Source organism: Rhizobium centroccidentale, assembly GCF_030182565.1.
GTDB lineage: Bacteria > Pseudomonadota > Alphaproteobacteria > Rhizobiales > Rhizobiaceae > Rhizobium.
The window spans coordinates 54,474-74,746 of record NZ_JAQJCG010000010.1; the positions used below are offsets into that span (position 1 = coordinate 54,474).

The 20,273-nt window shown below is 59.3% G+C and carries 21 protein-coding genes; 5 read left to right on the top strand and 16 right to left on the bottom strand.

The window, feature by feature from the left end:
- Positions 1-87: 87 nt before the first annotated feature.
- Together purL and PH562_RS15135 are read left to right on the top strand one after the other, a co-directional pair.
- Positions 88-2,319 (top strand): phosphoribosylformylglycinamidine synthase subunit PurL, encoded by a 2,232-nt coding sequence (gene purL / locus PH562_RS15130; RefSeq protein WP_285173916.1) that lies wholly within the window; start codon positions 88-90, stop codon positions 2,317-2,319.
- A gap of 14 nt (positions 2,320-2,333) precedes the next feature.
- Positions 2,334-2,567: a BolA family protein gene (locus PH562_RS15135; RefSeq protein ID WP_004108912.1), complete on the top strand. Its 234-nt coding sequence runs from the start codon at positions 2,334-2,336 to the stop codon at positions 2,565-2,567.
- Here PH562_RS15135 and PH562_RS15140 read toward each other — a convergent pair.
- Positions 2,553-3,752 carry a hypothetical protein gene (locus tag PH562_RS15140; protein WP_285173917.1) on the bottom strand — a complete coding sequence of 400 codons (1,200 nt, stop codon included), beginning with the start codon at positions 3,750-3,752 and terminating at the stop codon, positions 2,553-2,555. The genes PH562_RS15135 and PH562_RS15140 overlap by 15 nt on opposite strands.
- 220 nt (positions 3,753-3,972) lie before the next feature.
- Positions 3,973-4,275, bottom strand: coding sequence for a hypothetical protein (locus PH562_RS15145; RefSeq protein ID WP_285173919.1), 303 nt, complete (start codon positions 4,273-4,275; stop codon positions 3,973-3,975).
- Between the two features lie 387 nt (positions 4,276-4,662).
- Here PH562_RS15145 and grxD point away from each other — a divergent pair, with 387 nt between their 5' ends.
- The 3 genes from grxD to PH562_RS15160 all read left to right on the top strand — a co-directional run bounded on the left by grxD (position 4,663) and on the right by PH562_RS15160 (position 7,680).
- On the top strand, positions 4,663-4,998 hold the full coding sequence (gene grxD, locus PH562_RS15150; RefSeq protein ID WP_113229761.1) for a Grx4 family monothiol glutaredoxin: 336 nt from the start codon (positions 4,663-4,665) through the stop codon (positions 4,996-4,998).
- A gap of 140 nt (positions 4,999-5,138) precedes the next feature.
- A complete protein-coding gene (locus PH562_RS15155; RefSeq protein ID WP_113229760.1) occupies positions 5,139-6,371 on the top strand; it encodes a multidrug effflux MFS transporter in 1,233 nt (410 codons plus the stop codon).
- Positions 6,372-6,384: 13 nt separating this feature from the next.
- Positions 6,385-7,680: a multidrug effflux MFS transporter gene (locus PH562_RS15160; protein WP_285173920.1), complete on the top strand. Its 1,296-nt coding sequence runs from the start codon at positions 6,385-6,387 to the stop codon at positions 7,678-7,680.
- Between the two features lie 14 nt (positions 7,681-7,694).
- On the opposite strand, the gene PH562_RS15165 is transcribed toward PH562_RS15160, so the two are convergent.
- The 14 genes from PH562_RS15165 to PH562_RS15230 form a co-directional block, all read right to left on the bottom strand.
- Positions 7,695-8,624, bottom strand: a complete 930-nt coding sequence (locus PH562_RS15165; protein WP_285173921.1) for an adenylate/guanylate cyclase domain-containing protein — start codon at positions 8,622-8,624, stop codon at positions 7,695-7,697.
- Between the two features lie 113 nt (positions 8,625-8,737).
- On the bottom strand, positions 8,738-9,562 hold the full coding sequence (locus PH562_RS15170; protein WP_285173922.1) for an inositol monophosphatase family protein: 825 nt from the start codon (positions 9,560-9,562) through the stop codon (positions 8,738-8,740).
- Positions 9,563-9,578: 16 nt separating this feature from the next.
- The gene (locus PH562_RS15175) at positions 9,579-10,406 is read right to left on the bottom strand and encodes an inositol monophosphatase family protein (protein WP_285173923.1); all 828 of its coding nucleotides are present in this window, start codon (positions 10,404-10,406) and stop codon (positions 9,579-9,581) included.
- Positions 10,407-10,478: 72 nt separating this feature from the next.
- Entirely contained in the window at positions 10,479-11,366 is an 888-nt protein-coding gene (ttcA, locus tag PH562_RS15180; RefSeq protein WP_285173924.1) for a tRNA 2-thiocytidine(32) synthetase TtcA, read from the bottom strand.
- A gap of 61 nt (positions 11,367-11,427) precedes the next feature.
- Positions 11,428-12,357 (bottom strand): glutaminase, encoded by a 930-nt coding sequence (locus PH562_RS15185; RefSeq protein ID WP_113229754.1) that lies wholly within the window; start codon positions 12,355-12,357, stop codon positions 11,428-11,430.
- Between the two features lie 71 nt (positions 12,358-12,428).
- Positions 12,429-13,046, bottom strand: coding sequence for a 30S ribosomal protein S4 (gene rpsD / locus PH562_RS15190; RefSeq protein ID WP_092716378.1), 618 nt, complete (start codon positions 13,044-13,046; stop codon positions 12,429-12,431).
- A gap of 224 nt (positions 13,047-13,270) precedes the next feature.
- On the bottom strand, positions 13,271-14,095 hold the full coding sequence (locus PH562_RS15195) for a hypothetical protein (RefSeq protein ID WP_285173926.1): 825 nt from the start codon (positions 14,093-14,095) through the stop codon (positions 13,271-13,273).
- Positions 14,096-14,098: 3 nt separating this feature from the next.
- Positions 14,099-14,434, bottom strand: coding sequence for a hypothetical protein (locus tag PH562_RS15200; protein ID WP_285173928.1), 336 nt, complete (start codon positions 14,432-14,434; stop codon positions 14,099-14,101).
- Between the two features lie 68 nt (positions 14,435-14,502).
- The gene (locus tag PH562_RS15205) at positions 14,503-16,020 is read right to left on the bottom strand and encodes a helicase HerA domain-containing protein (protein WP_285173929.1); all 1,518 of its coding nucleotides are present in this window, start codon (positions 16,018-16,020) and stop codon (positions 14,503-14,505) included.
- Positions 16,021-16,150: 130 nt separating this feature from the next.
- Positions 16,151-17,296 (bottom strand): alpha-hydroxy acid oxidase, encoded by a 1,146-nt coding sequence (locus PH562_RS15210; protein ID WP_285173930.1) that lies wholly within the window; start codon positions 17,294-17,296, stop codon positions 16,151-16,153.
- Positions 17,297-17,380: 84 nt separating this feature from the next.
- A complete protein-coding gene (locus PH562_RS15215; RefSeq protein ID WP_285174054.1) occupies positions 17,381-17,845 on the bottom strand; it encodes a GNAT family N-acetyltransferase in 465 nt (154 codons plus the stop codon).
- A 2-nt stretch (positions 17,846-17,847) separates the two neighbouring features.
- On the bottom strand, positions 17,848-18,648 hold the full coding sequence (gene murI, locus PH562_RS15220; RefSeq protein WP_285173932.1) for a glutamate racemase: 801 nt from the start codon (positions 18,646-18,648) through the stop codon (positions 17,848-17,850).
- A complete protein-coding gene (locus PH562_RS15225; protein ID WP_285173934.1) occupies positions 18,629-19,471 on the bottom strand; it encodes an RNA methyltransferase in 843 nt (280 codons plus the stop codon). The genes murI and PH562_RS15225 overlap by 20 nt, the downstream gene beginning before the upstream one ends.
- Before the next feature lie 114 nt (positions 19,472-19,585).
- Positions 19,586-20,191, bottom strand: coding sequence for a hypothetical protein (locus PH562_RS15230; RefSeq protein ID WP_285173935.1), 606 nt, complete (start codon positions 20,189-20,191; stop codon positions 19,586-19,588).
- Positions 20,192-20,273 lie beyond the last annotated feature (82 nt).

The following is a 20,273-nucleotide window of genomic DNA, read 5'->3' on the forward strand; positions in this document are numbered from 1 at the left end:
GTCGCACGACAGGGAGACTTGCGCTAAAGAGACCCCGATCCCTGACCGGTCTTCCAATCCTTTACAGGCAAGGACACTCGAGCGCCCATGACCATTTCCAATTCGATCCAGATCACCCCCGAACTGATTGCCGCCCACGGCCTCAAGCCGGATGAATATCAGCGCATTCTGGATCTGATCGGCCGCGAGCCTACTTTCACAGAGCTCGGCATCTTTTCGGCCATGTGGAACGAGCACTGCTCCTACAAGTCCTCGAAGAAGTGGTTGCGCACCCTGCCGACCAAGGGACCACGCGTCATCCAAGGCCCTGGTGAAAATGCCGGTGTCGTCGACATCGATGATGGTGATTGCGTTGTCTTCAAGATGGAGAGCCACAACCACCCCTCCTACATCGAGCCCTATCAGGGCGCTGCCACAGGCGTCGGCGGCATCTTGCGCGACGTCTTCACCATGGGCGCCCGCCCGGTCGCTGCCATGAACGCCCTGCGTTTCGGCGAGCCGGATCATCCGAAGACCCGCCATCTCGTCTCCGGCGTCGTTGCCGGCGTCGGCGGTTATGGCAATTCCTTCGGTGTTCCCACGGTCGGGGGCGAAGTCGAGTTCGACGCGCGCTACAACGGCAATATCCTGGTCAACGCCTTTGCGGCGGGCCTGGCCAAGTCCAATGCCATCTTCCTTTCGGAAGCCAAGGGCGTCGGTCTGCCGGTCGTCTATCTAGGCGCCAAGACCGGTCGCGATGGTGTCGGCGGCGCGACCATGGCATCTGCAGAATTTGACGAATCGATTGAGGAAAAGCGCCCGACCGTTCAGGTCGGCGATCCCTTTACCGAAAAGTGCCTGCTGGAAGCCTGCCTGGAACTGATGCAGACGGGCGCCGTCATCGCCATCCAGGACATGGGTGCGGCCGGCCTCACCTGCTCCGCCGTCGAAATGGGCGCCAAGGGCGACCTCGGCATCGAGCTCGATCTCGACAAGGTACCGGTCCGCGAAGAGCGAATGACGGCCTATGAAATGATGCTGTCGGAAAGCCAGGAGCGCATGCTCATGGTGCTGCAGCCGGAGAAGGAAGCCGTCGCCAAGGCGATCTTCGTCAAATGGGGTCTGGATTTTGCCATTGTCGGCAAGACGACCGATGATCTGCGTTTCCGCGTCATCCATCAGGGCGAAGAAGTCGCCAACCTCCCGATCAAGGATCTCGGCGACCAGGCTCCGGAATATGACCGTCCGTGGCGGGAATCCGACAAGCGCGCCGCGCTGCCGGCCGACCTCGTTGCCGCGCCGGAAGACTACGGTCAGGCTCTGCTGAAGCTCGTTGGATCCGCCAACCAGTCCAGCCGCCGCTGGGTCTATGAGCAGTACGATACGCTGATCCAGGGCAATTCGCTGCAGCTTCCCGGCGGCGACGCCGGTGTCGTCCGCGTCGAGGGTCATGCGACGAAGGCTCTCGCCTTCTCCTCGGACGTCACGCCACGCTATGTCGAAGCCGATCCCTTCGAAGGCGGCAAGCAGGCCGTCGCCGAATGCTGGCGCAACATCACGGCAACCGGCGCCGAGCCGCTGGCCGCGACCGACAACCTGAACTTCGGCAATCCGGAGAAGCCTGAAATCATGGGCCAGTTCGTCGGCGCCATCAAAGGCATCGGCGAAGCCTGCCGCGCGCTGGATTTCCCGATCGTCTCCGGGAATGTCTCGCTCTACAACGAGACTAATGGCGTCGCGATCCTGCCGACCCCGACCATTGCCGGCGTCGGTCTTCTTCCGGACTGGAAGGCGATGGCGCGCATCGGCTCCGCCTCCGAAGGCGACCGCGTGCTGATGATCGGCCTCGACGGCACTCATCTCGGCTCGTCGATCTATCTTCGCGATATCATTGGCTCGACGGATGGTCCTGCTCCGGAAGTCGATCTCTTTGCCGAACGCCGCAATGGCGATTTCGTCCGCTCCGCCATCCGCAATGGGCAGGTCACGGCCTGCCACGACATTTCCTCAGGCGGTCTCGCACTCGCCCTGGCAGAAATGGCGATGGCATCCGGCAAGGGCCTGCGCATCGACCTCAGTGAAGGCCGGACGCTGCCACATGCCGCACTTTTCGGGGAAGATCAGGCCCGCTACGTCATCGCCGTTCCGGCCGATGTCGCCGATTTCGTCTGCATCAACGCAGAAAGCGCCGGCGTACCCTTCCGCCGTCTCGGAACGGTCGGCGGTGACGCACTCGTCGTCGATGGCCTGTTAACGCTTCCGGTTGAACAGTTGCGCAATGCGCATGAATCGTGGTTTCCTGCCTTCATGGATGGCAGCGCGCTCGCTGCCGCGGAATAATCGAGGTACCACTCATGCCCATGAACCCCGGCGATATCGAAGACATGATCAAGGCCGGCATTCCCGGCGCCAAGGTGACGATTCGCGACCTGGCCGGGGATGGCGATCACTATGCAGCCGAAGTTGTCGCGGAAGCCTTCCGCGGCAAGAGCCGCGTGCAGCAGCACCAGATGGTCTATGATGCACTGAAGGGCAATATGGGCGGCGTGCTGCACGCCCTTGCACTGCAGACGTCAGCGCCCGACTGAGAGCGCCTGCACTTCTTCGCCGGAGTTGAAGCTCAGCTCCGGCAATCTCTTCGGTGAGAATTCGGCGAAATCCGAAGCCGACAGTGGACCGGCCGTCATCAGCGTGAAATCGAAGAAAGCCCGGAGATCGGGACCGAGCACATATTGCCGGTGAACCCGAAGGAAATCGCGCTTGATCTTCTTGTAATGCTTCTCCGAGAGCATCTGCTTGAAGCGGATGAACAGGATCGAAGCCTGTGGGACATCCTCATGTCCGCAAACAGCCGCGACTTTCGTCTTATAAAAATGGATTGCATCGGTCAGACAGTGAACGTCGAGCCAGAAGATGTCCTTGCAGCGAGCGATCAATCCCACACGTGAGCGCAGCACCTTTGCCGGCCGCATGAGAGCACATTGCAGGATGGCACTGCCAAGGGTCGTAAACACCACGCGTTTGCCCTGTAGCAGGTCCGGCTCGCGCTCGAGCAACAGACCGATCACGTGAGCGGCCACGGACGAGCCCATGCTATGCGAGGAGATGACGAATTCTTCGACGTCGGGCTCATCCAAGGCTTGCCGGACGCTGACGGCGCTCGCTTCCAGCCATTGTTCCGCGCCTATTCCGTTCAGCCCCGCCATCGCGACCGCCATCTCCCAATCGGAGAAGAGATGCAGAGTATGCAGCTTCTCGGCCTGTGGCAGGAAGACATAGACAAAGAAGGCGACTGCGAGCGCGATACTGCCGATATGGCTCCAGGCGGGCAGTCCGAACAGGATTGGCGTAAACGCGATCGATAGGCTGAGAATCAACCCCACGAGCATCAGCAGAAAGGGAAAGATGAAGAACAGGCCGAAGCGCCACGCATGACGGAAATAGCCGGCCATACCGCCCGAAATGGCAACCTTTGCGGCGGCGAGATAGCCCTGAACGAGCCGCGTGAAGAATGGCCTGCCGTTCAGTATGGCAACCAGATCATTATGATCGACGATATGAATGCGGCTTTGAGTATGCCAATCCGCAGCTGTCGCCATGACATCGAAATACGGTGCTCGGCCAAAATTCTTCAACTCCCCCACCGAGCTGGAAAAATCCCAGGCGACGGCACTCTGCCGAGCGGAACGCTCATAACGAGCCCGATGTGCGGCAGCATCCAGCGGCTCGAAGCCAGGGAAGTGGAGAACCACCCTCTTCTTGATAGAATTCATATTGTAGTCTGTCCCCGGGGCGCCAGTAGCACTGATGAAATCTGAACATCGCCAAGACCATGGCCTGCCGGCTTTTTCATGGCAGACCGCAATAAATCATCCAAAAAACAAAAACATAGGATCAAACGTTTATAACCGCTTCAGCCCGCATGACGGATGCACAACCGTCGTTAGCCGGCTTGTTCGCCGTGCCAAGGGTAAAAATCCGAATTCCGATATATCAGCACTCCCGGCGCGGATAGGGAGAGATATCGGCACAGGAGTCCACCGACGGCGCAGTTATGATTTTCTCAACGGCCGGTGGCGTGGTCGACGGCGGCGTCGGTGCAGTCGAGGCCCGGTAACCGAAAGCGATGCTCAGAATAAGCACGATGGCACTTACGGTCACGGTACTGTTCAGGATCGATGCTCGTGGTGTGCGTACATGCTCGTAATATTCCCGCTCCCCTTCACTCGTATCTTCAGAGCTATAAAATTCCCGCTCTTCCCCAACCTGCCCTTCGGAATAGTGATGGTGGCTCATGGAGTCCGCTCCCTCAAGAAATATGCGAATGCAATGCCGACAAGGGACCGATACGCGCCAAATCGCATCAATCGGCAGACTCTAACAAACATACCGTTGGTTTGTAAATTAGGTAGCATACTAATATTCATCGTCCCTTGATTATAAGTTGATGTGTGTTGTTCAGGCTTGGAGTTGAAGAGGCGATTTCAAAACGCACTGTTCAAAAAAGACCGCCAATCGACACTTTCCGGACGTTCCTGTTAACGACTGATGCCGGAAATCCATTCATGCGATGAAAAAGACGGCACCTACGTTTTGCCGCTGGAAATCAAGCCGGGCGCTTGCTATTTAAGGGACAGATGTAACGCTGCGGGCCTTGACCCCGCATGTGAAAGGAACTGGACAATGAGCGGCATTCAGGAATTCATCGCCAACGAAGTTAAGAACAACGACGTCGTTCTCTTCATGAAAGGCACTCCCCAGTTCCCACAGTGTGGTTTCTCCGGCCAGGTGGTCCAGATTCTCGACTATATCGGCGTCGATTATAAGGGCATCAATGTCTTGGCCGACGCTGAAATCCGTCAGGGCATCAAGGACTATTCCAACTGGCCGACCATTCCGCAGCTTTACGTAAAGGGCGAGTTCATCGGCGGCTGTGACATCGTGCGCGAAATGTTCCAGGCGGGCGAGTTGCAGCAACACTTTCAGGAACACGGCATCAGCGTTCGCGGCGCCGCCTGACCGGGTACCGGGCTCCCCGTCCGGTTTCCATAGTTCAATTTGATCGATATGGCGCTGCCGCCGGGCGGCGCCCTTGACATGTTTATGGGAATAAAACCGTGACGACTTCATCTCAGGCCATGTCCCATGGACAACTGCCCATGGGCAAACGCGAGTTCATCGCACTCGCGGCCTTCCTGATGGCGATTAACTCACTCGCAATCGACATCATGCTTCCCGCGCTGCAGCAGATCGGTTCCAGCCTCGGCGTGATGAACGAAAACCATCGGCAATATGTCGTAACAGCATATCTGATCGGCTTCGGCTCCGCCCAGCTTATCTATGGCCCCCTATCGGATCGCTTCGGCCGCCGCATGCCACTCTTGATCGGCATCACCATCTACGTGATTTCGGCATTCGGCATTGCCCTCATCCCGTCCTTCGCCGGTCTGCTGGCGCTTCGCTTCATTCAGGGCCTCGGTTCGGCGGCCACCCGCGTCATCACCGTCTCCATCGTCCGCGACGTCTTCGGCGGCCGCCTGATGGCCGAGGTGATGTCGCTCATCATGATGGTTTTCATGATCGTTCCGGTCATCGCGCCGGGAAGCGGCCAGATCATCCTGCTGGTCAGCACCTGGCACATGATCTTCGTCTTCATCGGCGCCATGGCAACACTCGTCGGCCTCTGGATGTATTTCCGGCTTCCAGAGACGCTGAAGCCTGAAAATATCCGCCCACTGACCGTGAAGTCTGTCGCTGCCGGCTTCAAGATCGTTCTGACGGACCGCGTAGCACTCTGTTACACCCTTGCCAGCACATTCCTCTTCGGCGCGTTGTTCGGCTTCATCAATTCTGCCCAGCAGATCTACAACAACATCTACGGCCTTGGCGTCTATACGCCGCTGGCATTCGGCGGCGTGGCGGCGTTCATGGCTCTGTCGTCCTTCGTCAACTCTCAGTTTGTCGGCCGCTTCGGCATGCGCCGGCTGTCGCACACGGCCCTCCTCGGCTTTGTCGCCATCACCTTCTGTTGGCTGCTGGTGCAGCTTTACGGACCATCGCCGATGCCGTTCCCCCTATTTATGGTCTTTTTCGCACTGGCCATGTTTCAATTCGGCTGGATTGGTTCCAACTTCAACTCTCTCGCGATGGAACCTCTCGGCCATGTTGCGGGCACGGCATCCTCCGTACTCGGCTTCATGAGCACTGTCGGCGGCGCATCGATCGGCGCCTGCATCGGGCAGTTCTATAACGGCACGGCGACACCGATGGTCATCGGCTATTTCACCGTTTCCCTCATCGGCGTCGTCTTCGTGCTGATTGCTGAAAAGGGAAAGCTGTTCCGCCCGCACAATGCCCCGCCTCCGGCCGACCAGTCTCTCGCTTTACATTGACAGGCATATTCGAATGACGACCACGCCTCAATCCCAGCAGCCGGCCCAGCAGCCTGCACAGTCCGGCTCCAGCCGCATCGGCCTTGGCATCGTGGAATTCATTCTCACGATCGCCCTGATGACGGCCAGCATTTCGATGGGCATCGACAGCATGTTGCCGGCACTGCCGAATATCGGCCAGTCGCTCCATGTCGCCAATCCGAATGACACACAGCTCGTCATCGGCGTCTATTTCCTCGGTTTCGGCATCTGTCAGCTTTTCTTCGGCAGCCTGTCGGACACCTATGGCCGGCGGTACATCCTGCTCGGTGGTCTGGCTTTTTATACGGTGACCCTGTTTGCCGCAGCCTGGAGCGGCAGCCTGTTTGCCCTGCTGGCGATGCGTTTTGCGCAGGGCGTCGGCGCCGCAGCCGTGCGCATCACCACGCTCGCTATCGTCCGCGATTGCTTCGGCGGTCGCGAAATGGCCCGCGTCATGTCCTATATCATGATCGTCTTCATGATCATGCCGATGGTTGCGCCCTTCGTCGGCCAGATGATCGTCGCCTATTCGAACTGGCAGTGGATCTTCATTCTGCTCGGTATCGTCAGCGCCGGCCTTTTCCTGGTTGCCTTCTTCCGCATGAAGGAAACGCTGCCCGTCGAAGAGCGCCTGCCGCTCTCGGTCGCTTCCGTGCTATCCGGCTTCAAGACGGTGCTGACCAACCGCATCACCTGCGGCTACATGATCGGCCTGACGCTCTACACCGGCATCATCTGCGCCTACATCGTTTCTGTGCAGCAGGTCTTCGGCGAGGTCTACGGCCTCGGGGAAACCTTCCCGATCGCCTTTGCGGCAACGGCAGCCGGCACCGCCGTCGCACAGTTCGCCAATGGCTATTTCGTTCGCAGCTTCGGCATGCGCCGCATTTCCCATGCCGCCATGATCGTTTTCACCGCTTTGGGCGCCATCGGCTACATCGTCGGCATGTTCGGCCAGCCAAGCTTCACCTTCATTTATGTGCTGATCTCGGTGATGCTGATGATGTTTGCAGTGATCACAACCAATTGCATGGCAATCAGCCTCGAGCCAATGGGACATCTGGCGGGCACGGCAGCCGCCATCACCAGCTCGATCTCCACGACGGTTGGTGTCCTGCTCGGCGGCATTGTCGGCCAGATGTTTGATGGCACCGCACAGCCGCTGCTTGCCGGCTTCACCATATTTGGCGCACTGTCGATTGTCGCAACGCTGTGGGCGGAACGCGGGAAGCTCTTCACCCATCCCGGCGATACGCCGGCGCTGGAGCCGGGCATGGGGCACGTCTGAACGACGTGCCTTCCTTAGGCGCCGCTGCGTGGTCGACTGACCCAGCGCACCGCTGCAGCGATCGCAAGCCCGAAGAGCGGCCACATCGCCCATGGTGTTCCATGCCAGGTGAAAAGGTTGATGGTAACGATCCCGATGCCCGTGATGACAAGGCTCGCGATCGCCATATCGATCTGCGGGTTGCTACGGACGTAACGATACGCGTTAACCCATAAAATCGCGAGTATGGGCCATTTCGCCCAAAATTCGCCACCCCAGGTCAACCCGTTAAGAACGGCAAGGCCGATGCACACGACTAGGGCAACACCACAACTCCGCCGCCAGTCCTGCGGCACGGATTCCCGCATCGCCGCTTCGGGGGTCCGCACGGGAGCCGGCTCCTGGGCCGACCGATAATCGTATGTGGTGTCGACAACCTGAACGCCGCCGATCCGCACTGCATAGCTCGGCACTCCGCCTTCGATGTTCTTGACCTCGAGCTGTCCGAGAAAATCGAAACCGACGGCCACCTTATTGCGGACCTGATCGTAGACAGTGTTGGAAATGACGATGCCACCCGGAGCAGCGCGTGACTGCAGCCGGGCCGCGATATTGACGCCGTCACCATAGAGATCGTCGCCATCGGCGATCACATCACCGAGGTTGAGGCCGATGCGAAAGAGCATCTGCTTGTCGGGATCGGTCATTGCATTATAGCCGGCAAGCTCGTTCTGCGTGTCGATTGCAGCGCGCACGGCTTCGACGACGCTTGGAAACTCGGCAAAGACGCCATCGCCCCAGGTGTTGATGACACGGCCGCCATGGGCTTCGATGAGCCGTTTCATCGCATCGCGGTAACGGCGAAGAGTGGACAGCGTCCCCTCTTCATCCTTCCCCATAAGGCGCGTGTAATCCTGTACATCGGCGCAGAAGATAGTGGTCAGCTTGCGGCTCGTCTCGGACATCTGTCTCATCCCCGCGGCAAGCGCCGACCAAGGCTCTTGCCTGTTGCAGCAAAGATAGCCCTCCAACCGCTACTTTCCAAGAGGCCGCGCCGGCTATCGTGGCATAGTTCCCCTTAAAGAGTGAAGACTTCGCGCCGCAGCAGCTCCCAGGTATCCTTGTCCGCCGCGACCAGCAGCCCGCCGTCGAGATGATGCGGCAGATAGGGCGAACCGTCGAAACGGCGGACATAGGCTCCGGATTCGGCCGAGATCAGCGATCCCGCCAAGTGATCCCAGGGCATCAGCTTGTTGTACATGAGGTAGTGCACATAGCCGCCCGCGAGCGTGCGGTACTCATGCGCCGCGCAGCGATAGCAGGTCGTGTAGCGCACCTTGGCGAGATTGCCCATGATTTCCGCGCGCTTTTCCTTGGGCAGAAAACCGGTGGCCGCCATGCCGACCAGTTCTTCCAGCGGGACGGAAGGAGCAACGTTGAGACGTAGCGTCTCGCCATCCGGCCGACGCAGCCATGCGCCGCTGCCGCGCTCCGCAAGCACCCAGTCATCACCCATCGGATCGAAGATGATACCGGCAACGGTTTCGCCTTTCGAGACCACCGAAGCCATGACGCCGAAGGCCGGAATGCCGGCAGCAAAATTGAACGTACCATCGACGGGATCGACGATGATGGCAAGGTCAGCATCCGCCAGCTTCTTCAGTAGCGACGGGTCGGCCGCAACCGATTCCTCACCGATAAACAGTGCCTCGGGCCAGAGCCGCGCAACCTCGGCCTTTATCATATGCTCGGCCCGCTCGTCGGCTTCCGTCACCAGATCCGTCGCCTCGCTCTTGGCGCGGATATCGTCGCTGCCGAGCCTGCGGAAACGAGGCAGGATCTCCGTCTGTGCCGCACGGCGCAGCACATGAGCAAGCGTGGTAACGTCAACGAGCGATGTCATGCTTTTTCCTTTCGCGTCAGGCGCTGATGATCTCGCGGCGGATCATCCGCCAGCTTTCCTCGTCAGGCGCAGAAATGATGCCGCCCGTCGTTTCACCGGGCTTGTAGGGGGTACCATCGAACTTGGTGGTATAGCCGCCCGCCTCCTGATGCGCCAGCACGCCGGCAAGATGATCCCATGGCATTAGCTTGGAATGGCCGATGAAATGCCATTTGCCCGACGCCACCATCCAATATTCATAAGCCGAACAATTGAGCGAAAAAGCCATGCGGGCCTTCGATAGATTTGCGTTGATCCGCGACCGGTCTGGCTCATCCATATGACCCCAGGATATGGCGCCCGTCATCGCGCTCAAAGGGACAGGTGCGGCAACGGCAAGCCGCCTCGCCTGCCCGGTTTGCCGGCGCAGGAAAGTGCCGCCGCCTTTCATGGAGGTCAGGGTGTCGCCAAGCACGGGATCGTGGATGATGCTGGCGATCGTTTCGCCATTGGCGACGACGGCGACGATCGTCCCGAAAGCAGGCAGTCCGGCCGCGAAATTGAAGGTGCCATCCACCGGGTCGATGGTAAAGGCCAATTCCGCATGCGCCAGCGCCGGCACGACGGACTTGTCAGCCTCATAGGCTTCTTCGCCGACGATCACAGCTTTCGGAAAACGCACCTTCAGTGCCGCGGTGATGTGCCGTTCTGCCAGAAGATCCGCCTCGGTCACGAGGTCGATAGCCGACGTCTTTTCCGATATGTCGCCAGCGTCCAGATTGCGGAAGCGCGGCATGATTTCCTTTGACGCCGCTTCGGCGACGATCGTCATCACATAGTCGAAATCAGTATCGGAGAAATTCATAGGAAGCCTCTGTTTTGTTGGGGCTTCCTCTTATGCCCGATTCGATGACATCGGTGTGGCAAATGCACTGAATTACGCTGGATCGCCGGAAGATCCCTGTGTCATCAATCCAGCGAAATCGAATAATTTCGGGTCGAGCAGGTGTGACGGGTTCACATGCGTCAGAGCGCGCAGCATCGTATCCTTGCGCCCCGGCATGCGCCGCTCGATATCGGCGAGCATGTCCTTCATGGCATTGCGCTGCAATCCATCCTGCGAGCCGCAGAGATCGCAGGGAATGATCGGAAACTGCATGGCCGCAGCGAACTTGGCGAGGTCGTCTTCCGCCGCATAGGCCAGTGGGCGCAACAGCATCAAGTCGCCCTCGTCATTGAGCAACTTCGCCGGCATGGAGGCCAGCCGGCCGCCATGGAAGAAGTTCATAAAGAAGGTCTCGAGAATATCCTCGCGGTGATGGCCAAGCACGAGCGCATCGCAACCTTCCTCGCGAGCGATGCGATAAAGATTGCCGCGACGCAGGCGCGAGCAGAGCGAACAATAGGTTGCCCCCTCCGGCACCTTTTCCTTCACGATAGAATAGGTGTCGCGATATTCGATGCGATGCGTGACACCGATCTTCGTCAGATATTCGGGCAGAATATGCTTCGGGAAATTCGGCTGACCCTGATCCAGATTGCAGGCGACCAGCTCCACCGGCAGCAGACCGCGCCATTTCAGATCGAGCAGCAGTGCAAGCAGCCCATAGGAATCCTTGCCGCCAGAAAGGCCAACCAGCCAGCGCTTCTGGCCCTTCAGCATCTGGAAGTCTTCCATAGCCTGGCGCACCTGCCGCAACAGGCGCTTGCGAAGCTTGTTGAAGGAGACCGAACGCGGCGCATCGGAAAACATCGGATGCGCGGCGGAACCGCTATCCTCAACCTCGATATCGATGTCGTCTTTTACCGTCGTTGCGATATTCATTCGATCATTCCTTGCATCTCGCCACGCTGATAGCAGAAAGCGGCTCGATAAGACATGGATATCAATCCCCGAATACGGACCAGCCAGTGCGCGCCGCCAGCATTTCCAGCGCAACAGCGCCGAGCTGCGAATTGCCGACCTTGTTCAGCCCCGGCGACCAGACGGCAATGGAGCCGATGCCCGGCGCCACGGCCAGAATGCCGCCGCCGACACCACTCTTGCCCGGCAGGCCGACATGATAGGCGAAGTCCCCCGAGCCATCATAATGGCCGCAAGTCAGCATCAGCGCATTGATGCGCCGCGCCCGCTTCGGCGAGACGACGGAGTGACCTGTGATGGGATTGCTGCCGCGCGCAGCGAGATAGAGCCCCGCCTTGGCAAGCTGAAGGCAGCTCATGGAAAGCGCGCACTGATGGAAATAAACACCAAGCACATGCTCAACAGGGTGATGAATATTGCCGTAGGCGCGCATGAAATTGGCAAGCGCGAAATTGCGAAAGCCCGTCTGCGTCTCCGAACGCGCGACCTTGTCATCGATGCTGATCGTCTCGTCGTCGGCCACATAGCGCACGAAGCGCAGCAACTCGCCTATCGCCTCGCGCGGCTCGTGTCCAGCGAGTACGACATCGCTGACGGCGATGGCACCCGCATTGACGAAGGGATTGCGGGGAATGCCCTCTTCGCGCTCCAGCTGGACGATGGAGTTGAAGGCCGTGCCGGATGGCTCACGCCCTACGCGATTCCACAGGCTCTCGCCGACTTTGCCCAGCGCCAGGGTCAGCATGAAGACCTTGGAGATACTCTGGATAGAGAAAGGGACGCCCGCGTCGCCGATGCAGTAGATTTTGCCGTCGACCGTCGCGATTGCCATTCCGAACTGCTTCGGATCGACCTTTGCCAGCTCGGGAATGTAATCGGCAACCTTGCCTTCGCCGATGCGCGGCGAAAGCTCCGCATGAATGCCGTCGAGAATGGCCTGCAAATCCGTCATGAGGCGCTCCAAAGACAAAAAAGCCGCTCAAACCGAGCGGCTTTTCATTCATTAAGAAAGTTATCCGCTTATTAACGCGAATAGAATTCGACGACCAGATGCGGTTCCATGACGACGGCGTACGGCACGTCGGCGAGAGCCGGAACGCGAGCGAAGGTCGCAACCATCTTGTTGTGATCGACTTCGATGTAATCCGGAACGTCTCGCTCAGCGAGAGAAACCGATTCCAGAACGGTTACGAGCTGCTTGGACTTTTCGCGAACTTCGATAACGTCGCCAGCCTTGCAGCGGTACGAACCGATGTTGACGCGAACGCCGTTGACCGTGACGTGGCCGTGGTTGACGAACTGACGGGCGGCGAAGACCGTCGGAACGAACTTGGCGCGGTAGACGATCGCGTCGAGACGCGATTCGAGCAGGCCGATCAGGTTTTCCGAGGTGTCGCCCTTGCGGCGGTTGGCTTCGTCGAAGGTGGCGCGGAACTGCTTTTCACGCAGGTCGCCGTAGTAGCCCTTCAGCTTCTGCTTGGCGCGCAGCTGCACGCCGAAGTCCGAGAGCTTGCCCTTGCGGCGCTGGCCGTGCTGGCCCGGGCCGTATTCGCGGCGGTTAACCGGGGACTTCGGACGGCCCCAGATGTTTTCGCCCATACGGCGGTCAATTTTGTACTTGGACGATTCGCGCTTGCTCATCGCATTTCCTTTCAAGTGTTATGGCGGCCCGTTGCCGAACCGCGAAGGAAACACGCCCTCCTCTGAACTCCGTTTTCGAGCTCTGACAGGCTTCTCACGTTAGCGAACGGACGAAGCCACGGGACATGTCAAATGAAACACCGGACATTTCTGCCCGGCGTTGGCGCGGTCTGTAAGGGGTCGTCATGAAAATGTCAACAGCAGGATCGGCGAGAAGCGCAGTTTCATTCCGCACGCCCCAGGCCGCGCCAGTCCTCCGGCACATCCGGCAACGACGGCATCAGATCCGGCTCGGATGTCGCCTTTCGAAACTGCACGCCATCGTCGGTCAAAGCCGATATCTGAATTGGGATGCCGCTGGCGTTGACCGCAAGCAGACCGACTATATCCGGTGGCGCGGATCGAACGTAGCGCTCCGCTCCATTCAGCACCTCCACAAGCCTGTCGCGAATGACGCTGGCCGTAAAATCGACTGGAAGACCTCTCACGGAATCATAATCCTCGGTCGAAACCGATAGCCCTCTTCGCCGAATTTCATCAATTATCCTGATTGGAGAATAATGCGGTGGCTTTCCCGAGGCTGCGACGACAACCGCACCAAGCGGAGACAACCTTTCGTCGATCATTAACAAATCGACGAAATCCCGAGGCTTTGTCCGGGTTGATGCCGCGAGAACCTTATTGACGGCAAGGTCTGCTGGATGAAGCCTTGCACCCCATTCCTTGTCTCGAACAAGCGGAAAAAACCGGGTTCGAGATTCGCTCATCCATTGAATGAGCGTATTCTCCTGCGCCTTGGAGACTTCGGCCTCGACGCAGCCATAGACATTGACCTCGACAGAAACACGGAAACCATCAGTTCTGAGCGTTTCCATGTCCCGCTCGGCAACAGGACCGATTTCCTCGTCGGTATCTTGGAAGATATCGATATCGTCGGACAGACGAGGCCAATTCATATTAAGGACAAGCCCACCCGCGACATAGCTGGTTTCCGAGCGATTTTTGGCGATGGACGCCATAATCTCTTTTTGCAGTTTAGTCAGCGCCATCGCTTATCGCCCTACCTCGTCAAGCATACGACGCCCCAGTACAAAGGCGCGTGCATCGCCGCGCTCCATCAAAGCGCTGGCTATCACCCTTGCCTTCTGTGCCAAATCGGGCAGCCGATCCAGATCGATATTGTCAAGGAGGCGGGTGCCATAGCGGTCAAGCGCTTCTTCGACATTCTCTCGAAGACGCTCTTTCCTTTGTCGATGTTCTGCGCGCATTTCCGCCGCTTGCGACAGGATATCATTGCGGCACGCTGCGGGAACTAGAACCTCCACCCTCACTAGGTCGGACGCTCCACCACTTTCCCTATATCGCTGGATCCTGTCACGCGCGGCCATGAATTCATCTCCTGCAGAGACAAATATAGGCGTATCCCGGATACGCATCAAGGGTGCCGTATTTCCGGCTATTCCGCCGCCGCCTGCTCGCCACCTTCGATATCCGGCGCATTAGCATCGCCAGGCGCGGTCTGCGAACCCATATCCGGGAAGGCGACGATACGTTTGCCGGAGAAATCCGTGTGGACGACGACGCTGCCCTGTTCCTCGAAATAGCTCAATAGTCGCCGTGCGCGTCTGGCCGAATGGGTGCCATAGGCGCGGGCAATGCGGGCGTCGGACGGGCACGGTTCGCCGCTGATCGCGGCCTTGGCGAGCATCAGGAATACGCCCTGCAGATCGTCGGTGACACTGGCGGACAGCGCAAGCGCCGTTGCCCATTGATCCGTCGCCATGACCTCTTCGTCCGCACCGGAGCGCACGATCGCCACACGACGGCGGAATTCCGAAAGGCTCATGGGTGCGCCGGGAACGCGGCGCATGCGCAAGCGTACAAGAAACTCCTGATAAAGCACCGAATCCGTTCGGAAGCCGGAGGCGGGATCATCGAGGATTTCGAAGAGCACCGCGCTCACTCTCGCCTCGCGATCCTCGCTCGATAGTTCCGGCTGGCTGACCTTCGGCTCCGAAGGTGCCGGGCTTGCCGCCGGCACGGAGCGGGAAAGCTCAGCCAGAATATCAGTCGTCGGCCGCGGCGCCGGCGTCGTGCGGCGGACAACGGGCCGCGCGAACTCTTCCGGATCCGGCGTGAAAATCAGATCTTCGACATCCTGCGGCGCATCCGGCAGCGGCATCAGCTTCGGGCTGGAAGAGCGTGCCGAGGTCTCCACTGCGCCGATGGTGATCGGCAGCGGGCGGCGCGAAAGTGCCGGCCCGAGGGCTACGAAATTGCCACGCTTGAGGTCGCGGAACATTTCCGCTTGCCTGCGATCCATGCCGAGAAGGTCGGCCGCGCGAGCCATGTCGATATCGAGGAAGGTGCGGCCCATCAGGAAATTGGAAGCCTCTGCGGCAACATTCTTGGCGAGCTTCGCCAGACGCTGTGTGGCGATGACGCCGGCAAGGCCGCGCTTTCGGCCGCGGCACATCAGATTGGTCATGGCCCCGAGCGACATCTTGCGCGCATCTTCCGAAACGTCGCCGCCGACCGAAGGCGCAAACATCTGCGCCTCATCGACCACCACGAGCACCGGATACCAGAATTCGCGGTCGGCATCGAACATGCCATTCAGGAAGGCGGCTGCGGCGCGCATCTGCTGCTCGATATCGAGCCCCTCCAGCGTCAAAACGCAGGACACGCGATGCTGGCGAATGCGGTTGGCGATGCCGGCAAGTTCGGCTTCCGTACGCTCGCCATCGACGACGACATGCCCGAACTTGTCGGCCAGCGTGACAAAATCGCCTTCGGGATCGATGATGACCTGCTGTACCCATTGCGCCGACTGCTCCAGCAGCCTCCGCAACAGATGCGATTTTCCGGAGCCGGAATTTCCCTGCACCAGGAGACGCGTCGCCAGCAGCTCCTCGATATCGAGCTGGGCGCTGGTCCCGCCGGACGCCGTTCCCATGTCGATGCCGACCTGCAATGCACTTCCCCTATGAGCAAGAATCAAATGTGGATGCGCCCCATCTTTCTGAAAGGACGCGCCCTCGTCTAGCAAAGATTTCCAAGCTTCGCGCCCGTGGATTGAAAAAACCCACAGGCGATTGTGAGACCTATCTGAATCGCAAGTTTGCCCGCGACAGCTCACTGATCGACGTGCAGCCCATCAGTTTCATGTCGCGCTCGACTTCCGTGCGCAGATGCCTGAGCGCCCGCTCCACACCCGCCTGACCGGCAGCGGCAAGCGGATACAGATAGAAGCGGCCGAGACCGACCGCCTTGGCGCCGAGCGACAGCGCCTTCAGCACATGTGTGCCGCGCTGCACGCCGCCATCCATCATAACATCAATGCAGTGGCCGACGGCGTCTACGATCTCGGCCAGCTGATCGAATGCCGAGCGTGAGCCGTCCAGCTGCCGGCCGCCATGGTTAGACAGCACGATGCCGGTACATCCGATATCGACAGCACGCTTGGCGTCTTCGACCGACATGATGCCCTTCAGGCAGAACTGCCCGTTCCAGTGCTTCACCATCTCGGCGACGTCGTTCCAATTCATCGACGGATCGAGCATCTCGGTGAAATACTTGCCGATCGACATGGCGCCGCCGCTCATGTCGACATGCTCATCGAGCTGCGGCAGGCGAAACTTTTCGTGCGTGACATAGTTCATCGCCCAGGCAGGCTTGATGGCGAACTGGGTGAGGCCCGCCAGATTGAGCTTGAACGGAATGGAAAACCCGGTGCGAAGATCGCGCTCGCGATTGCCGCCGGTAATGCTGTCGACAGTCAGCATCATGACGTTAACGCCGGCTTCCTTGGCCCGCTCCATCATTGCCCGATTCAAGCTGCGGTCCTTGTGGAAATAGAACTGGTAGACCTGCGGCCCTTGATGCTTCTTGCGGATTTCCTCAAGACTGACGGTGCCGAGCGAGGAAACGCCGAACATGGTGCCGAGCGAAGAAGCCGCGGCGGCCACCGCATTCTCGCCCTGATAATGGAAGAGACGCTGCAGTGCCGTCGGCGAGCAATAGAAGGGCGTCGCGAGCTTTTGTCCCATGACGGTGACAGACATGTCGATCTCGCTGACCCCGCGCAGAACGTTGGGCACGAGATCGCAGCTTTCAAAGCTTGACGTGTTTCGCCGCAGCGTCACCTCGTCGTCGGCCGCGCCGTCGATATAGTTGAAGATCGGGCCGGGAAGACGCTTTTTCGCGAGAAGACGAAAATCATGGAAGTTGTGGCACTCACGCAGACGCATGGCTTGCCCCGACAACGCTGCAATCAATCTCAAAAGACATCAATATCGACCTCCCAATATCCCGCCGCCCAGTCAAATCCTGCATTACAGCCGGTGCAAACGTGCTTCCCACTTGTAAAGCACATCCGGCTCCTTTTCCTCATTGCCTGCCCCGTCGGACTCGTCAACCACGAAGAAGCCGTGTTTCAAGTAAAAGCGGCGCGCCGGCTCGTTTCTCTGGAATGTCCAGAGCGACAGCGCCGGATAGGTCGACTTGGCGATATCCAGCAGGCGGCTGCCTACACCACGCCCCTGCGCCTCGGGCAGAACGTAGAGCTGATCGATCCAATCCTTGAGGAAGGCAATGACGCCGACCAGGCGACCGCCCTCTTCCGCGCCCCAGATCTGGCAGTCTTTGAAGACCACAGCGCTCCAGAAACCGACATCCTCTTCCGGCGTATGAAGTCTGGCAAGCGTCGGCAGCCGCTCGTTGAAGGAAGCGCGATGAACGGCGGCGGCAGCCGGCATATCCACGAGATCGAGTTTACGCAGCAAAACCTTGTCTTTCATCATCAAGCCTTGAGTCCAAAGCCTTGCATCAGCCGGCGCGTGAGAAAATCCGGTGCCCCGGAGGTGAAGACAGCGAAATCGAAATTGTCAGGATGGACGGCATCGGCCACCTGCGGCACGAGACTGCGGGCGCGCCTTGCGATCGCTTCAGCCGGATCGAGCCAATCGACCGGCCAGGGCGCAAGCCTGCGGAAAATATTGGCCATGAAGGGATAATGCGTGCAGGCGAGCACGACGATATCGGTCTTGCGGCCATCCATCTCGACGAAGCACTGCTCGATTTCGGTCATGACAGCCTCATCGCTGACGACATCGCCGCGAATATAGGCTTCTGCCAGACGTGCCAGGTCCTGCGATCCAACGAGCCGCACATGGCATTGGGTGGCAAAAGACTGGATCAGGTCGCGCGTATAGGCGCGCTTGACGGTGCCCGGTGTCGCGAGCACCGAGACAAGGCCGGAGCGGGTCCGCTCGGCGGCCGGCTTGATCGCCGGCACCGTACCTACGAAGGTCATCTGCGGAAAAGCCGCACGCAGATCGGCGCCTGCCAGCGTGAAAGCCGTATTGCAGGCGATGATGCAGACTTCCGGATCATATTGCACAAGCAGCTTTGCGAAGAGATCGACAATGCGCTCCTTCAGCGCTGCTTCTTTCCAACTGCCATAGGGAAAGCCGGCATCGTCGGCGATATAGATGAAACCCCGCTCCGGCATCAGCACGCGCGCCTCGCGCAGCACGGTCAAACCACCGATCCCTGAATCGAAGACGAGGACCGGTTTCAGCTCATTCGCCGCTGCTGTCATCGCTTGGGGCTTCCTTTGGTACTTTCGAGGATCTGGGATGCGAGCCGCTACCGCGCGGAAACTTCCGTGAGAAGCGGTCAAGAGACGAGATCACCCCGCGCAAGACGCTGATTTCCTGTTCGGTGAACGCCCGGCGCGAGAGGACGGCCCGAAGATTGTCGACCATTTTCGGCTTTTTCCCGGCAGGATGGAAATAATTGCGCGCATCCAGCGCTTCCTCCAGCTGGTCGAACAGGCCGAAAAGCTGCTCCTTGGTCGAAGGCCGCTGCTCGATCGCCTGGAAAGGCACATCGCCCAGATCCTCCATGCCCGATTTCATCCACTCATAGGACATCAACAGCACGGCCTGGGCTATGTTCAGCGAGGCGAAAGCAGGATTGACGGGAAAGGTGACGATCTCGTCTGCCAGCGCCACTTCCTCGTTCATCAGGCCCCAGCGCTCCCTGCCGAAGAGAATGCCGGTGCCCTCGCCCGCCTTGAATTTGGCGCGAAGGGTCTCGGCCGCAACGACTGGCGAACGCACCGGCTTGTAGCCATCCCGCTCGCGCGCCGTCGTTGCATAAACGAAGTTGAGGTCTGATATCGCCTGTTCCAGCGTCTCGTAGACCTTGGTCGCCTCGATGATATGATCCGCCTTCGAAGCCGTCGCCTGCGCCCTTTCGTTCGGCCAGCCATCGCGAGGATTGACGAGGCGCAATTCGGCAAGGCCGAAATTCGCCATGGCGCGCGCCACCATGCCGATATTCTCGCCCATCTGCGGCTCGACCAGAATGATGGCCGGCCCTTCGGCCAAAAGTTGACGCTCGCTGTTCGTGCCTGCCATGATGTCTTGCTCTCCGCGCGCGAACCTTCTCGCGCAAATCATGGGTCGCAATAGCGAGACGCCAGCCGATCGGCAAGGTTTTTGCGCTTGAACGGCAGAACGAATCCCGCCCGATTATTGCGGATTGGCCGGCTTCTGCTGATCCGACGGTTGCTGCGTCTGGTCTGTCGGCTGTTGCTGCTGCTGTTTGACAATATCCACCATCACGCTCTTGAGCGAGCTTGGATTGCCATTGTCGTCGTTGGTGACGATATCATCGACAACGGGCCTGCCGCCCTCTTCAATGACCTCGAAGCGAACCGTCGTCACCTTCTGATAATCGGCGTCGGAGCCCATGCAGGTCGATTTCTTGAAGGTCGCCAGCACCTCTGTCACATTGTTCTTCGGCGGCTGGGCGTCAATCTTCACATCCTCCAGCGGACACGCGTCCTGCGCATTGACGATGACGTCGTAGTCGAAAGGCGAGATACCATCCTCGTCGGCGGCGGGAAATTGCGCCGCCACCTGGTATTTCGCTCCAAAATCCTTGCTGTAGATTTCCTTGAGCTTGTCCTCGCCGAAGATATCCTGCCAGTCGCTGTCGCCGCCCGCCCAGTTCGAGACGGTCGCATCCATGATGGCTTTGACCGGTACCGTTGCATCGGCCGCAAACGCCATATGCGCGCCAAGCGAGAACTGAAAAAGCGTAAGGGCAAAAGCGGAGGCAGCAAATTTATGCATGACGTGATTCCATGACACGGGGCCAACGGGCAAAACCTGCGCGACATTAGACCCATGGACCGTTTTGACAATGGCCGGATCG